Source organism: Kitasatospora sp. CM 4170 (assembly GCF_032110285.1).
In the GTDB taxonomy this organism is placed as follows: Bacteria; Actinomycetota; Actinomycetes; order Streptomycetales; family Streptomycetaceae; genus Kitasatospora; species Kitasatospora aburaviensis.
In genome coordinates this window covers 2,094,735-2,109,939 of record NZ_CP134877.1, presented here as the reverse complement: position 1 = coordinate 2,109,939, position 15,205 = coordinate 2,094,735, and the positions used below count along the sequence as shown (strand labels likewise).

At 74.4% G+C, this 15,205-nt stretch carries 10 protein-coding genes; 6 read left to right on the top strand and 4 right to left on the bottom strand.

What is annotated here, in order from left to right:
* From RMN57_RS08390 to RMN57_RS08370, 5 genes are all read left to right on the top strand, one after another.
* Nucleotides 1-1,716, top strand: a complete 1,716-nt coding sequence (locus RMN57_RS08390; protein ID WP_313762760.1) for an alpha-galactosidase — start codon at nt 1-3, stop codon at nt 1,714-1,716.
* Nucleotides 1,717-1,798: 82 nt separating this feature from the next.
* Nucleotides 1,799-2,893 (top strand): LacI family DNA-binding transcriptional regulator, encoded by a 1,095-nt coding sequence (locus RMN57_RS08385; RefSeq protein ID WP_313762759.1) that lies wholly within the window; start codon nt 1,799-1,801, stop codon nt 2,891-2,893.
* A 431-nt stretch (nt 2,894-3,324) separates the two neighbouring features.
* Nucleotides 3,325-4,449 (top strand): galactose-1-phosphate uridylyltransferase, encoded by a 1,125-nt coding sequence (galT, locus tag RMN57_RS08380; protein ID WP_313762758.1) that lies wholly within the window; start codon nt 3,325-3,327, stop codon nt 4,447-4,449.
* Nucleotides 4,446-5,579 (top strand): galactokinase, encoded by a 1,134-nt coding sequence (gene galK, locus RMN57_RS08375; protein WP_313762757.1) that lies wholly within the window; start codon nt 4,446-4,448, stop codon nt 5,577-5,579. The genes galT and galK overlap by 4 nt, the downstream gene beginning before the upstream one ends.
* A gap of 107 nt (nt 5,580-5,686) precedes the next feature.
* Nucleotides 5,687-6,547, top strand: coding sequence for a helix-turn-helix transcriptional regulator (locus RMN57_RS08370; RefSeq protein ID WP_313762756.1), 861 nt, complete (start codon nt 5,687-5,689; stop codon nt 6,545-6,547).
* Nucleotides 6,548-6,671: 124 nt separating this feature from the next.
* Here the strand turns inward: RMN57_RS08370 and RMN57_RS08365 are convergent, their stop codons facing one another.
* Complete coding sequence (locus RMN57_RS08365; protein WP_313762755.1) at nt 6,672-8,996, bottom strand: collagenase; 2,325 nt, start codon at nt 8,994-8,996, stop codon at nt 6,672-6,674.
* Nucleotides 8,997-9,374: 378 nt separating this feature from the next.
* On the opposite strand from RMN57_RS08365, the gene RMN57_RS08360 reads away from it, so the two are divergent.
* Nucleotides 9,375-9,977: a superoxide dismutase gene (locus RMN57_RS08360; protein WP_313762754.1), complete on the top strand. Its 603-nt coding sequence runs from the start codon at nt 9,375-9,377 to the stop codon at nt 9,975-9,977.
* An 84-nt stretch (nt 9,978-10,061) separates the two neighbouring features.
* Here the strand turns inward: RMN57_RS08360 and meaB are convergent, their stop codons facing one another.
* The 3 genes from meaB to RMN57_RS08345 are packed head-to-tail and all read right to left on the bottom strand — an operon-like array spanning nt 10,062 to nt 15,170.
* Nucleotides 10,062-11,060 (bottom strand): methylmalonyl Co-A mutase-associated GTPase MeaB, encoded by a 999-nt coding sequence (gene meaB / locus RMN57_RS08355; RefSeq protein WP_313762753.1) that lies wholly within the window; start codon nt 11,058-11,060, stop codon nt 10,062-10,064.
* A gap of 13 nt (nt 11,061-11,073) precedes the next feature.
* Complete coding sequence (gene scpA, locus RMN57_RS08350; protein WP_313762752.1) at nt 11,074-13,278, bottom strand: methylmalonyl-CoA mutase; 2,205 nt, start codon at nt 13,276-13,278, stop codon at nt 11,074-11,076.
* A complete protein-coding gene (locus tag RMN57_RS08345; RefSeq protein ID WP_313762751.1) occupies nt 13,275-15,170 on the bottom strand; it encodes a methylmalonyl-CoA mutase subunit beta in 1,896 nt (631 codons plus the stop codon). Before RMN57_RS08345 ends, scpA begins: the two co-directional genes overlap by 4 nt.
* Nucleotides 15,171-15,205 lie beyond the last annotated feature (35 nt).

Sequence of the window (15,205 nt, the reverse complement as noted above, 5' to 3'; positions counted from 1 at the left end):
TTGACCGACATCTGGGAACCGCACGCCCCCGCGGCTGGCAGCGGGCTCCGGCCCCTGGACGCCGACGGCCTCACACTCTCGGTCAGCGGCGCCGCCACGGCCCGGACCACCGGCGAGGGCGTGGTCGAGGTGACCGCCGACCACGAGGGCGACGTCCGGATCGAGTGGCGCGTCCCCTGCGTGGACGCCACCGCCTTCTGGACCCCCGACACCAGGGCCACCGGCTGGCTGCCCGCCGCGTGGAGCGCGCCGCGCCGGGTCACCCTCACCCGCGGCGCCCCGGTGGCCGCCCTGGTCGGCACCGGTGACGTGGCCATCTGCGCCTTCGCCGCCGACCGCGACGACGTGCTGGCCGGCGCCGGGGTGGTGGAGGAGACCGGCGAGTTCCGGATCTGGGTCCAGGCCACCGGCCGGCTCACGCTCCGGATCGACACCTCCCGCCGCCACTTCGCCCGCTGCCTGGCCGCCGTCGCCGGCTGGTGGTGGGCCGACCGCGAGGCGTACATCCCCGACGCCGCCCGCCTGCCCGCGTACTCCACCTGGTACTCGCTGCACCAGAACGTCAGCCCCGAGGCGGTGGAGACCCAGGCCGCGCTCGGCAAGGAGCTCGGCCTCGACACGATCATCGTCGACGACGGCTGGATGACCCGCGACCGCACCCGCGGCTACGCCCACTGCGGGGACTGGGAGCCGCTCTCGCTGCCGGACACCGCCGCACACGTCCGGCGGGTGCACGAGCTCGGCGTCGCCTACCTGCTCTGGTACGCCCTGCCGTTCATCGGCAAGGACAGCGAGGCGTTCAAGAAGCTCGGCGGGTACGCGCTGGCCGACGCCGACCACATGGGCGCGATCGTCGCCGACCCGCGCTACCCGGAGGTGCGCGAGCACCTCGTCGGCCGGCTCGCCCGGGCCGTCGAGGAGTGGGGCATGGACGGCCTGAAGGTCGACTTCATCGACTGGTTCGGCGTCGCCGACCCGCCGGAGCCCGGCCCCGGGGCGGACAGCGCCACCGTCGACGAGGGCCTGGTGAAGCTCCTCGCCGAGCTGCGCCGCCGGATCACCGCCGTCCGGCCCGACGCCATGCTGGAGCACCGCCAGCCCTACGTCAGCCCCGGGCTCTGGCCGTACACCACCATGATCCGCGCCACCGACTGTCCGCTCAGCCCGGGCGAGAACCGGCAACGCACCGTCGACACCCGGCTGGTGGCCGGCCCGGTCGCGGTCCACGCCGACATGCTGATGTGGCACCCGGAGGAGTCGGCCGAGCAGGTCGCCTGCCACCTGATCAACGTGCTCTTCTCGGTCCCGCAGATCTCCGTGGACCTGGCCGCGCAGACCGCCGGGCAGCGGGCCGCGCTCGCCTTCTGGCTCGGCGTCTTCCGGGAGCACCTCGCCACCCTGCAGCTCGGCGAGCTGCGTCCGCACCGGCCCGACCTCGGCTACCCGATGATCACCGCGGCCGGCCCGTCGACCGTCGTGGTGGCCCGGTACGCGCCGCTGCCGGTGCAGCTCGGCGGGGCGCCGTGGCAGACCCTGCTGGTGGCCAACGCCGACCCGGACCAGGCGGTCCGACTGGTCGGCGGCGAGGGACCGGCCGAGGTCACCGTCCAGGACGCCCAGGGGCGTATCGTCCGGCAGGGCACCCTCGACCTGGCCGGGGACGGGGCCGCCGTCGCCGTTCCGCGCGGTGGCCTGCTGACCCTGCGCCGGATCTGACCGGCGGCCGGGCGGTCGAGCCGCCGAACCGCCCGCCCGACCGACCGGTCGAACCGCCCGACCGTCCCGTACCGGAGGACCGATGCCCCAGGGAGCGCCCCGACCGCGCCGCGCCGCCGCCACCATCGAGGAGGTCGCCCGCGCGGCCGGGGTCTCCCGGCAGACCGTCTCCAACGCGCTCAACGCCCCGCAGCGGGTGCGGCCGGACACCCTGACCAGGGTGCGGGCGGCGATCGAGCGGCTCGGCTACCGGCCGGACCAGTCGGCCCGCTCGCTGCGCACCGGGGCCCGCCGCACCCTCGGCTACCTCGCCCCGGTGGACGACCCCTACGACCCCAATCCGCTGATGGCCGGCTTCCTGGAGGCACTGGTCGACGCCGCCGCGGCCGCGGGGTACCGGCTGCTGCTGTTCCGCCCGGCCCCGGGCACGACGGACGCCCGGCCGGCCATCGACGAGCTGATCGCGGCCCGGCAGGTGGACGGGCTGGTCCTGGCGGACGTGCTGCGCGACGACCCGCGGGTCGGCCACGTCGCCCGGACCGGCGTCCCCTTCGCCGCCTTCGGCCGGACCGGCCCCGGCGAGCCGCAGCACTGGGTGGACATCGACAACGGCGCCGCCACCGCCGGGGTCGTCCGGCACCTGGCCGACCGCGGCCACCGCCGGGTCGCCTTCGCCGGCCCGGCGGGGGAGGAGCTGCCGTGGATGGCCGCCCGCCGGGCCGGCTTCGCCGCCGAGGCGGCGCGGCTCGGGCTCACGGCCGAGCTGCCCGGGGGCGCGCCCGGGGCCGCCGGTCCGGGCGGCCCGGCCGGGACGGCGGCGGGGCGCTCCCCGGCGGGTGCCTCCGCCGGGCCCGGGGTGCCGCAGCTCCGGGCGCTGCTGCAGGGCCCCGACCGGCCGACGGCGGTGGCCGCCGGCAGTGACCTGGCCGCCCTCGCCGTGTACGAGGCGGTCCGCGCCGAGGGGCTGGTCGTCGGCCGGGACGTCGCGGTGGTGGGCTTCCACGACACGCCGCTCTGCCGGCACCTGCACCCGGCGCTGAGCTCGGTGCGGCTGCCGCTGCGGGCGATCGCGGCCGGGCTGGTCGGGCTGCTGCTGACCCAGATCCGCGGCGAGACCGTACGGGGGGAGGGGCTGGTCCTGCAGACCGAGCTGGTGGTGCGCGCCAGTTCGGGCTGACCGTACGGGCACACCGGTGTCCGGCACTCCGGGCCGCGTACGGCCGCGGCCAGTCGCCGGACACGTCCGGAGAACACCCCGCCGGTGGGGCGGGGACCGGCCGGGCTGCTTGGGGCGCCCGGCCGGGCCGGGGCCGCGCGGGTGGGGTGCGGCCGCGGCGGGGGCGGCGCTGAGGACGGGTGGGGCCCGTCCGCAGCGCCGCCCCCGGGCGTTTCCTCCCGTCCCCCCGCGCGCCGGGGCGACCACTCGCCCGCCGAGGCGGCCGCCTCCCGCACCGGCTGCCGGCGGGTCCTCGCACGCCGCCGGGGCGACCACTCGCCCGCCGAAGCCTCCGTCTCGGCCACCGACAGCCGGCAGGTCCTTCCTCAGATGCCGTCCTGTTGGTTAATGTTCGATATTGTTTGTTCGTGTGGCAGTGGGAGGAGTCGCGGATGGTGCCGACAGAAGCCGGACCGACGACCAGGACGGTGGTCGCGCTGGCGGACGGCCGGGAGCTGATCTACTTCGACCGGGGGGAGGCGGTCGGGCGCGACGCCGTCGACAAGCGTCCGCTGGAGCCCGGCCGTTCGGCCTCGCAGGTCCGCCGTGACCCGCTCACCGGGGCCTGGGTGACCATCGCCGCGCACCGCCAGGTCCGCACCTACCACCCGCCCGCCGACGAGTGCCCGCTCTGCCCGTCGCGCGACGGCCGGCTGAGCGAGATCCCGGCCGAGGACTACCAGGTGGCCGTCTTCGAGAACCGCTTCCCCTCCCTGGCCGGCGACGCCGCCGATGCCGGGGTGGCGTCATTCGACGGCGATCCGCTGCACCTCGCGCGCCCGGGCGTCGGCCGCTGCGAGGTGGTCTGCTTCACCGCCGACCACGGCGCCTCCTTCGCCGGTCTCGACGAGGACCGCGCCCGGCTGGTGCTGGACGCCTGGACCGACCGGACGGCCGAGCTCTCCGCCCGCCCCGGCGTCGAGCAGGTCTACGTCTTCGAGAACCGCGGCGCCGAGATCGGCGTCACCCTGGCCCACCCGCACGGCCAGATCTACGCCCTGCCGTTCACCACCCCGCGCACCGCCCGGACGATCGAGCAGGCCGCCCGCCACCGCGCCGCCACCGGCCGCAACCTCTTCGAGGACCTGCTCGCCGCCGAACGGGCCGACCCCGCCCGGGTGGTGGCCGCCGGCGAGCACTGGACCGCCTTCGTCCCGTTCGCCGCCCGCTGGCCCTACGAGGTGCACCTCTACCCGCACCGCCGCGTCCCCGACCTCACCCGCCTGAGCGAGGCCGAGCGCGCCGAACTCCCCGGCATCCTCCTCGACCTGCTGCGCCGCTTCGACCGGCTCTTCGGCAGCGCCGAGCACCCCGTCCGGGCCCCGTACATCGCGGCCTGGCACCAGGCGCCCGCCACCGGCGGCGAGGAACTCGCCCTGCACCTGGAGCTGTTCACGATCCGCCGCACCGCCGACAAGCTCAAGTACCTGGCCGGGACGGAATCCGGCATGGAGGCCTTCATGAACGACGTCGCCCCCGAGTACGCCGCCGAGCGGCTGCGCGAGGTGGCGGGATGAGCGCCGCCGTCTTCCGCGGGCTGTTCGGCCACGACCCCGAGGGGGAGTGGGCCGCGCCCGGCCGGGTCAACCTGATCGGCGAGCACACCGACTACAACGACGGCTTCTCGCTCCCGATCGCCCTGGAGCAGACCGTCCGAGCCTGGGTGCGCCGCCGTGACGACGGCCTGCTCAGGCTGGCCAGCACCCGGACGCCGGGCCGCGTCGTCGAGCTCGACGTCGCCGCCCTCGCCCCGGGCGGCGCCGAGGGCTGGGCCGCCTACCCGGCCGGCGTCGTCTGGACGCTGCGCCGGGCCGGCCACGCCGTCGGCGGCGCGGACGTGCTGATCGACAGCGACGTGCCGGCCGGCGCCGGGCTCTCCTCCTCCGCCGCCCTCGAATGCGCCGTCGCCACCGCCTACGCGGACCTGCACGGCCTCGGCCTCGAACCCGGCGAACTGGCCCTGCTCGCCCAGCGGGCCGAGAACGAGTTCGTCGGCGTCCCCTGCGGGGTGATGGACCAGATGGCCTCGATGTGCTGCCGCGCCGGCAGCGCGCTCCACCTCGACGCCCGCGACCTCGCCACCCGCGACATCCCCTTCGACCCGGCCGCGGCCGGGCTGGTGCTGCTCGTCGTCGACACCCGGGTCCACCACGACCTCGGGGACGGCGCCTACGCCGCGCTGCGGGCCGGCTGCGAACGGGCCGCCGCCCTGCTCGGCCTGCCCGCCCTGCGCGACCTCGCCCCGGCCGGCCTGGACGCCGCCCTCGGCCGCCTGCCGGCCGAACTGCGGCCGCTGGTCCGGCACGTGGTCACCGAGGACGAGCGCGTCCGGCAGGCGGTGGACCTGCTGGAGAAGGACCCGGCGGCCCTCGGCCCGATCCTCACCGCCGGCCACGCCTCGCTCCGCGACGACTACCGGGTCTCCTGCCCCGAGACCGACCTGGCCGTCGCCTCCGCCGTCGCGGCCGGTGCGCTCGGCGCCCGGATGACCGGCGGCGGCTTCGGCGGCTCGGTGGTCGTCCTGGTCGAGCAGGGCGCCGCCGCCGAGGTGGCCGACGCGGTCACGGCGGCCTTCGCCGCCGCCGGCCACACCGCGCCGGAGATCCACACCGCCACCCCGTCGCGCGGCGCCCACCGGGTCCGCTGAGAGCGGCCGGGGCCGGTGCCGATGCCGGCGCCGGACCGACCGGCCCCGCGGCTGCCTGGTCCTGACAGGGCCAGGCAGCCGCCGGCGCCGTCCGGGAGACTGGCCGGGTGAGCACCTCGAACACCCTCAGCGAGTTCCTCCGGACCAGGCGCGCCCGGCTCCGCCCCGAGGACGTCGACCTGCCGGAATTCGGCGGCCGCCGCCGGGTGGCCGGCCTGCGCCGGGAGGAGCTCGCGCAGCTCGCCGGGGTGAGCGTCGACTACTACACCCGGCTGGAACAGGGCCGGGTCGGCAACCCCTCCGACGCCGTCCTCGACGCCGTCGCCCGCAGTCTGCGGCTCGACCCGGACGAGGCCCGGCACCTGCACCGGCTGGCCCGTCCCCGCCCGGCCCGCCGACCCGCCGCCGCGCCGTCGGCGGCGCGCGGCCCGCAGCCGGTCCGGCCGATGCTCGCCCGCCTGCTGGAGCAACTCCACGACACCCCCGCCATGGTGATGGGCCGCCGGATGGACGTCCTGGCCTGGAACCCGGCCGCCACGGCGCTGTTCGGCGACTACGCCGCGCTCGCCCCCGACGAGCGGAACATCGCCCGGATCACCTTCCTCGACCCCGCCTCGCGCGAGCTCTACGCGGACTGGGCCGCCTGCGCGCGGGAGAACGTGGCGTTCCTCCACCTGGAGGCCGGCCGCCGGCCCGAGGACCGCCGGCTGGCCGCGCTGATCGGCGAACTCTCCGTGCGCAGCGAGGAGTTCCGCCGCTGGTGGGCGGAGCACCCGGTGCGCGACAAGACCTCCGGCCGTAAGTGCTTCCACCACCCGCTGGTCGGCCGGCTCGACCTGGCGTACGACACCCTGCGCCCGACCGACGATCCGGACCAGGCCCTGATCACCTACGCCGCCGACCCGGGCAGCCCGTCCGACGACGCCCTGCGGATGCTCCTCACCTGGGCCGCGACCCCGGTCGGCTGACGGACCGGTCCGCTGCGCGGGCGCGCGGGGACGACGGAGGGCCCCGCCGGTGCGGCGGGGCCCTCCTACGGCCCTGTCCGGGCCTGGCCGGGTGGCGCGCCCGCGTGGCGCGGGGCGGTCCCGGTTACTGGTACTGGACGGTGGCGGTGACGCCGCCGAAGCCCTGCTGACCGGCGGCGAGGCTGAAGTAGACCCAGCCGGCCGGCGGGTTGCTGATGGTCAGCGTCTCGTTGTTGCCGGCGTTGGTGGACTTCGCCAGGTAGTTGCCGGTGGTGGCCCAGTTGCCGCCGCCGTAGTACAGGTCGGCGTTGCCGGTGCCGCCGCTGGTGGTGATGGTCAGCTGCTTGACGCCGGCCGGCAGGTTCAGGAAGTGGTAGCTGTAGTTGCCGGCGGTGGCCGAGAGGTTGTCCCGGCGGCAGTTGTTGTCGAACTGCCGGGTGTCGGCGATGGTGCAGACCGGGGTGGTCGGGGCGACCGGGGCGTCCGGCAGCGGGCCGCAGTCGTTGCTCGCGCAGGCGCTCAGCCAGGCGTCGAAGCCGGCGTCGTAGCGGGTGCCGATGGTCTGCTTCAGGATGGTGCGGGCGCCGTTCCAGTCACCCGTGCGGTACTTGGCGAGCACGGCGTCCATGTCGGCGCGGTGCTGCTGCAGCATGTAGCGGGTGGCCAGCCAGCCCCAGCGGTAGACGCGGTTGGAGTTGACGGTGGCGTCGCCGGTCTGGTCGTAGACGGTGTCGAACAGCTCGCTGAGCTTGTAGGTCTTCTTGGCGGCCTCGGCGATCGCGTCGGCGTTGCGCTCGTTGCGGTAGCCGTAGGAGATGTTCTCCGCGATGCCCTCGACCCACCAGATGGTCGGGGTGACGATGCCGGCGTCGAAGTCGCCGTACATGTTGTAGCGGCCGTCGAGGTAGTGGGTGTACTCGTGGTTCAGGTTCCAGATCGAGAACGACGGCCGCAGCCAGGACGCCTCGTGGGCGATGAAGCGGGCCTGGTTGCCCGGCTTGGACGGGTCGCCCTCCTCGTACATGCCGCCGTTGTCGACGTCGATGTTGTAGAAGGCCCAGGCGTACAGCGAGTACTGGTCGTAGTCGTCGAAGACGACGACCTCCAGGTTGGTGTTCACGTCGCCGGGGATGGCGCCCTTGTCACCGATGATCTTGTGGAAGTAGGCATCCTGGTTGATCAGGCTGGTGCAGGTGGTGGCGAGCTGCGCGGGGGACATGTCCTGCGCCTTGATCTTCAGACCGTCGTTGCAGGTCTGCTGGATCGGCAGGACCACCGGGATGAGGCGGGTGCCCAGGTCGCAGATGCCGTAGTCGGCGCAGTGGTTCTTGTCGAACTCGCGGGTGGCCCAGCCCAGGTTCATGGTGATCGGGGCGGTGGGGCCGGTGTTCGGGTAGCGGTTGATCAGGTCCTTCAGCATCGGCCGCAGCTGGGCCTGCAGCTCGGGGACCTGCAGCGCGTAGCCGAGGTAGCGGCCGATGTTGCTGACGACGTCCCAGCGGTTCAGCAGCGAGTCGTTGCGGGTGATGAAGCCGGACCAGGAGGTGAGGATGCCGGTGTCGGCCTTGAGCGCGGCCTTCCAGCCGGTGCTGTCGTTCGTGGACGCGAAGCCGTCCTTGAGGACCCAGTCGAACTCGGCGACGGTGGCCGTCATCCGCTCGGGCCAGGTGCCGGTGTAGTTGTTGAGCAGCCACTTGAAGAAGCCGGCGTAGCGGCCCAGGGTGTCGGTCTGGCCGATCACCTTGACGACCTCGACCAGGAGCTCGCCGTTGGCGGTGGTGGCGTCCTTGCTGTGCGCGTTGGCGAAGAAGGCGTCCAGCGCGCCGCGGGTGGCGGTGGCCAGCGTCGGGCCGTAGCCGCCGATGGTGCCGGGGTTGACCGACTGCTGGTAGTAGCCGGCCCGCAGGAAGAGGACCAGCTGGCCGACGGCGGTGCCGTTGTCGCCCGGGTAGGCCGGGGAGGCGTCGCGCAGCGCGTTGGCGACGGTCACCATGTTGGACTCGCGGAAGGCGGTCGCGGCGGTGTTCGCGTCGATGTTGAACAGCGGGTAGGTGCAGTCGACCCGCGGCAGCGCCTTGAGCTGCTGGACCAGCGCGCTGCCCGTGGCGTTGATCACCCCGGACAGGTCCGGACACGGGTCCCCGGCGGCGGCCGAGAGCTGCTTGGCGGCCTTGGCGGGGGCGGTGACCGGGGCGGCCGGCGGGGCGTGCTCCTCGGTGCTGTCCTGCGCGGAGATCTTGTAGGGGCTGTTGCTCTTGGCGTCGGGCGACTTGGGGACCGGGATCGACCGCGGGGCCGCGGCGCCGGTGGCGCTGGTGCCCGTCTGGGCCGCGGCGCCGGCGGGGGCGGCCTGGCTCGCCGGGGCGAAGAGGCCGAGCGCGATGAAGAAGGCCGCGCCGAGCGCAGGGAGCCTGCGCGCGTTGGCCTTGGATATCCGGAAGGGACGCATCTGTGGGGGCCTCCGGGGCCGTTCGGGGCCGCGGAATGGGGCGCGGCCTCTCGATGTGTGACATGTAAAATGTCACACCCGCGCGATGGCGGGAAGCCCCGTGCGCGGATTGCGGCCCGCCGCAACCGAAACGTTGTCAGAGATCCACCGCCGCCCCGCCCGAAGCCGGACGATTCGGGCGCTCGTGCCGCTCCGTGCCCCACGCCGCCGGGGCTCCGTCACGGCCGCGGCCCGCGGCGCGCGCTGACGGTGACTCCGTCCGACGGCATGTGAGGAATAAGCAGGAGCCCATGCTTCGTTCTTGCAACCGATACGCAATAGGGTGGCACCGGCACGATCACCACCCGTTGAACCCGCCGAAAGGGGCTGTGTCCCACCATGGGCACCTACTCGCTTCCCGACCTGCCGTACGACTACTCCGCGCTGGAGCGGGCGATGTCCGCCGAGATCCTGGAGCTGCACCACTCCAAGCACCACGCGGCGTACGTCAAGGGCGCCAACGACACCCTGGAGCAGCTCGCCGAGGCGCGCGACAAGGAGCAGTTCGGCGGCCTGGTCGGCCTGCAGAAGACCTTCGCCTTCCACCTGTCCGGCCACGTGCTGCACTCGCTCTTCTGGCAGAACCTCTCGCCCGAGGGCGGCGACCGCCCCGAGGGCGAGCTGGCCGACGCCATCACCGAGCACTTCGGCGGCTTCGAGGCCTTCAAGAAGCAGCTCACCAACGCCACCACCGGCGTCCAGGGCTCCGGCTGGGGCATCCTCTCCTGGGAGCCGCTTGGGCAGCGCCTGATCGTCGAGCAGGTCTACGACCACCACGGCAACGTGGGCCAGGGCACCACCCCGCTGCTCGCCTTCGACGCCTGGGAGCACGCCTACTACCTGCAGTACCGCAACGTCCGCCCCGACTACGTCACCCGCCTCTGGGACGTCGTCAACTGGCAGGACGTCTCGGACCGCTTCGCGGCCGTCAAGGCCGCCTGACCGGGCGGCCGCCGGTACGACGGGAGGGTCCCGGACCGCTCACCGGTCCGGGACCCTCCCCGTGGTCGTGCCGCCCGCGCGGGTTCAGTCGGCCGGGGGGCCGAAGAAGCCCTCCAGGATGCGCTGGGCGGCCAGGCCGGGGGGCAGCGAGCCGGCGCGGACCTGCTGTTCCAGGTCGGGAGCGAGGCGGCGGACCTCCGGGTGCTCGTGCAGCCGGGCGTAGAGCTGGTCGTGCACCATCGCCCAGGTCCACTCCACCTGCTGGTCCCGGCGCTTGGCCTGGAGCGCGCCGGTGGCGTCGAGGACCTTGCGGTGCTGCTGGATCCGCTCCCACAGCACGTCGAGACCGGCGCCGTCGCGGCCGCTGCAGGTCAGCACCGGCGGCGTCCACGGCGCGTCCGGGGCCTGCAACAGGCGCAGGGCGCCCGCGAGTTCACGGGCGGCGGCCCTGGCGTCGGTCTCGTGCGGGCCGTCCGCCTTGTTGACGGCGATGACGTCCGCCAGCTCCAGCACGCCCTTCTTGATGCCCTGCAGCTGGTCGCCGGTGCGCGCCAGGCTGAGCAGCAGGAAGGTGTCGACCATCCCCGCCACCGTCGTCTCCGACTGCCCGACGCCGACCGTCTCGATCAGGACGACGTCGTAGCCGGCCGCCTCCATCACCACCATGGACTCCCGGGTGGCCTTGGCGACCCCGCCGAGCGTGCCGGAGGTGGGGGAGGGGCGGACGAAGGCGTTCTGGTCGACGGCCAGGCGCTCCATCCGCGTCTTGTCGCCCAGGATGGAGCCGCCGGTGCGGCTGGACGTCGGGTCGACGGCCAGCACCGCCACCCGGTGGCCCAGCCCGGTGAGCATCGTGCCGAAGGAGTCGATGAAGGTCGACTTGCCGACGCCCGGAACGCCGGTGATGCCCACCCGGACCGCGCCGCCCGCGTGCGGCAGCAGCCGCCGCAGCAGCTCCTGCGCCAGCGCGCGGTGGTCGGGCCGGGTGGACTCGACGAGGGTGACGGCCCGCGCGATCCAGGCACGCGAGCCGTCCAGGACGCCCGTCGTGCAGCTGTCGAGGTCGATCGTCCGCGGAGGCATCCCGGTCAGCCGCTCAGAGCTCGTGGCCGAGGTCGGCCGCCAGCGACTTCAGCAGGTCGTAGGCGGCGTCCGGGATCACCGTGCCGGGCGGGAAGACCGCCGCGGCGCCCGCCTCGTACAGCGCGTCGAAGTCCTGCGGGGGGATCACGCCGCCGACCACGATGGTGATGTCGTCCCGGCCGGCCTCGGCCAGCTCGGCGCGCAGCGCCGGCACCAGGGTGAGGTGCCCGGCGGCCAGCGAGGAGACGCCGACGATGTGCACGTCCGCCTCGACGGCCTGGCGGGCCACCTCGGCCGGGGTCTGGAACAGCGGGCCGACGTCCACCGTGAAGCCGAGGTCGGCGAAGGCGGTGGCGATCACCTTCTGGCCGCGGTCGTGGCCGTCCTGGCCCATCTTGGCGACCAGGATGCGCGGGCGGCGGCCCTCGGCCCGCTCGAACCGCTCGACCAGGTCCCGGGTGCGCTGGAGGGGGGCCGACTGGCCCGCTTCGTCTCGGTACACACCGGAGATGGTACGGATCTGGCCCGAGTGCCGGCCGTACACCTTCTCCAGGGCGTCCGAGATCTCGCCGACGGTGGCCTTGGCCCGGGCCGCGTTGACGGCCAGGTGCAGCAGGTTGCCGTCCAGTGCGCCGCCGCGCTGCGGGCCGGCCTCGGCGGCCCGGGTCAGCGCGTGCAGGGCGGCCTGCGTGGCGGCCTCGTCGCGCTCGTCGCGCAGGCGGCGCAGCTTCTCGATCTGGCGCGCCCGCACCGAGGAGTTGTCGACCTTGAGCACGTCGATCTGCTCGTCGCTCTCCACCCGGTACTTGTTGACGCCGATCACCGGCTGCCGGCCGGAGTCGATCCGGGCCTGGGTCCGCGCGGCGGCCTCCTCGACCCGCAGCTTGGGGATGCCGGCGTCGATCGCCTTGGCCATGCCGCCGGCCGCCTCGACCTCCTGGATGTGCTGCCAGGCGCGGTCGGCCAGGTCGTGGGTGAGCTTCTCGACGTACGCCGAGCCGCCCCACGGGTCGATGACCCGGCAGGTGCCGGACTCCTGCTGGAGCAGCAGCTGGGTGTTGCGGGCGATCCGGGCGGAGAAGTCGGTCGGCAGCGCGAGCGCCTCGTCCAGCGCGTTGGTGTGCAGCGACTGGGTGTGGCCCTGGGTGGCCGCCATCGCCTCCACGCAGGTGCGGGTGACGTTGTTGAACACGTCCTGCGCGGTGAGCGACCAGCCGGAGGTCTGCGAATGGGTGCGCAGCGACAGCGACTTGGCGTTCTTCGGGTCGAACTGCTTGACCAGCTTGGCCCAGAGCAGCCGGGCCGCGCGGAGCTTGGCGACCTCCATGAAGAAGTTCATCCCGATCGCCCAGAAGAACGACAGGCGCGGCGCGAACGCGTCCACGTCCAGCCCCACGTCCAGGCCCGCCCGCAGGTACTCCACGCCGTCGGCCAGGGTGTAGGCCAGCTCCAGGTCGGCCGTGGCCCCGGCCTCCTGGATGTGGTAGCCGGAGATGGAGATCGAGTTGTACCGCGGCATCTTCTGCGAGGTGTACGCGAAGATGTCCGAGATGATCCGCATCGACGGCTGCGGCGGGTAGATGTAGGTGTTGCGGACCATGAACTCCTTGAGGATGTCGTTCTGGATGGTCCCCGCCAGCTTCTCCGGCGGCACCCCCTGCTCCTCGGCGGCCACGATGTAGAGCGCCAGGACCGGCAGCACCGCGCCGTTCATGGTCATCGACACCGACATCCGGTCCAGCGGGATGCCGTCGAAGAGCTGGCGCATGTCGTAGATGGAGTCGATCGCCACGCCGGCCATGCCGACGTCACCGGTCACCCGCGGGTGGTCGCTGTCGTACCCGCGGTGGGTCGGCAGGTCGAAGGCGACCGAGAGGCCCTTCTGGCCGGCCGCCAGGTTGCGGCGGTAGAAGGCGTTGGACTCCTCGGCGGTGGAGAAGCCGGCGTACTGCCGGACCGTCCACGGCTGGTTCACGTACATGGTCGGGTACGGGCCGCGCAGGTACGGGGCGATGCCCGGGTAGGTGCCCAGGAAGTCCAGGCCGGCCAGGTCGTCCGCGGTGTACAGCGGCTTGACGCCGATGCCCTCGGGGGTGTCCCAGACCAGCTCGTCGACGTCCTTGCCGGTGGCCTGCCGCCAGGCGGCGCGCCACTGGCCGTCGGTGACGTCCGCGGAGCCGTCCCGGTCCAGCCCGATTCCGGTGAAGTCGGGAATCATCGTGCCACTCCGCTTTCGTCGGTGATCAGGTTGAGCAGGCCGGTCAGGGTCGCCACGGCGTCGCCGCCGGCGAACACGAACGCGTCCACCCCGGCGGCCCGGAGGGCCTCGTGCTGCTCGCCCGGCCGGCCGGCCAGCAGCACCTGCCGGGCCCCGGCGGCCTTCAGGGCGGCGGCGACGGCCCCGGCGTGCTCGCCGTACAGCTGGTCGCTGGAGCAGAGGCAGGCGACCGGCGCGCCGGAGGCGGCGAAGGCCTCGGCGAACGCGGCCGGGTCGGTGCCCTCCAGCGCGGTGGTGGCGATGCCGCCGGCCTGGAACAGGTTGGCGGCGAAGGTGGTCCGCGCGGTGTGCGCGGCGGCGCTGCCGATCGAGGCCAGGAACAGCTTCGGCCGCTCGCCGGTGGCCGCCAGGTGGGCGTCCGAGCGGGCGCGCAGCGCCTCGTAGGCCTCGGCGCGCCGGACCCGCGGCAGCCCGCCGGCGGGCCCGGCCGGGGCCGGCTCGCGCACCGGGGACTGCTCGTCCAGGTTCGGGAACTCGCTGACGCCGGTGATCGGCTCGCGCCGCTTGGCGAGCTTCGTGGAGCGCTCCGCCCAGGTGGCGGCGATCCGCTCGCCGACCAGCCCGGAGCCCAGCGCGGCCCGCTGGCCGCCGGCCCGCTCGATCTCCTGGAACCAGGCCCAGGCGGCGTGCGCCAGCTCGTCGGTCAGCTGCTCGACGTACCAGGAGCCGCCGGCCGGGTCGACCACGCGGGCCAGGTGCGACTCCTCCAGCAGGATCGCCTGGGTGTTGCGGGCGATGCGGCGGGCGAAGGCGTCCGGCAGGCCCAGCTCGCTGTCGAACGGCAGGACGGTCACCGCGTCCGCGCCGCCCACGCCGGCGGCCAGACAGGCCACCGTGGTGCGCAGCATGTTCACCCACGGGTCGCGCGCGGTCATCATCACCGGGGAGGTGACGGCGTGCTGACGCTGCGCCGAGGCCTCCGGCGCGGCGCCCGACACCTCGGCCACCCGGGCCCAGAGTCGGCGCGCGGCCCGGAACTTCGCGATCGTCAGGAACTGGTCGGCGTCGGCCGCGTAGCGGAACTCCAGCTGGCCCAGGGCGGTGTCCACCGGGAGCCCGGCGACGGTGAGCGCGCGCAGGTAGGCGACGCCGGTGGCCAGCGAGCAGCCCAGCTCCTGCACCGGGGAGGCGCCGGCCTCGTGGTAGGGCAGGGCGTCGACGGTCAGCGCCCGCAGGCCCGGGTAGCCGTCGGCGCAGCGGGCGGCGAGCGCGGCGGCCTCGGCGAGCAGCGCCTCGGTGCGCCCGGCCTCGCCGGTCCGGGCCTCCAGGCCCAGCGGGTCGGCGCCGAGGCTGCCCGCGGCGGCCCCGGGGGAGACCTCGCGCTCCTGGTAGAGCCTGAACAACTGCTCGGCGGCCGCGCCGAATTCGGCGCCCGCGTCGAGGGTGACGCCGGCCAGGTCGAGGTAGACGCCGGTGAGCGCCTCGGGCAGGGCCGCGATCGGCAGGGCGTCACCGCCCAGCTCCAGCCAGAGCGAGCTGCCGCCGTTCTCCAGGTCGGCGAGGGCCGCCTCGTTGGTGCGGCGCGCGTCGGGGTCGGCGTGCCGCTGGCGCACGTCCCAGCCGGACGCCGCCGCGCCCTGCGGCCGGCCGCCGCGGACGAACGGCGGGAAGCCGGGGTAGCCGGGCTCGGTGGCGGAGTCCTCGGCGGTGTACAGCGGGCGGGCGTGCAGCCCGTCCTGGAGTGCGGTGGTGAGCGCCTGCTCGGCCGCTTCGCCGTCCGCGGGCTGCGCACCCGACTTGCGCAGCACGCCCTCGACGAGGTGCTGCCACTGCTCACGATGTGCGGCCGGGAACTCGGCGGCCAGGGGGAGCCCTTCGGGCGGGACCGTCATGTCCGGCAGGTTAGCGCTCGTCGGCGGGAGTGCAG

Coding starts and splice junctions, on each gene's coding strand:
- meaB (WP_313762753.1), bottom strand. CDS start 11,060: ATGCCTCCGCGGACGATCGACCTCGACAGCTGCACGACGGGCGTCCTG.
- galT (WP_313762758.1), top strand. CDS start 3,325: ATGGTGCCGACAGAAGCCGGACCGACGACCAGGACGGTGGTCGCGCTG.
- RMN57_RS08385 (WP_313762759.1), top strand. CDS start 1,799: ATGCCCCAGGGAGCGCCCCGACCGCGCCGCGCCGCCGCCACCATCGAG.
- scpA (WP_313762752.1), bottom strand. CDS start 13,278: ATGATTCCCGACTTCACCGGAATCGGGCTGGACCGGGACGGCTCCGCG.
- RMN57_RS08365 (WP_313762755.1), bottom strand. CDS start 8,996: ATGCGTCCCTTCCGGATATCCAAGGCCAACGCGCGCAGGCTCCCTGCG.
- RMN57_RS08360 (WP_313762754.1), top strand. CDS start 9,375: ATGGGCACCTACTCGCTTCCCGACCTGCCGTACGACTACTCCGCGCTG.
- RMN57_RS08345 (WP_313762751.1), bottom strand. CDS start 15,170: ATGACGGTCCCGCCCGAAGGGCTCCCCCTGGCCGCCGAGTTCCCGGCC.
- galK (WP_313762757.1), top strand. CDS start 4,446: ATGAGCGCCGCCGTCTTCCGCGGGCTGTTCGGCCACGACCCCGAGGGG.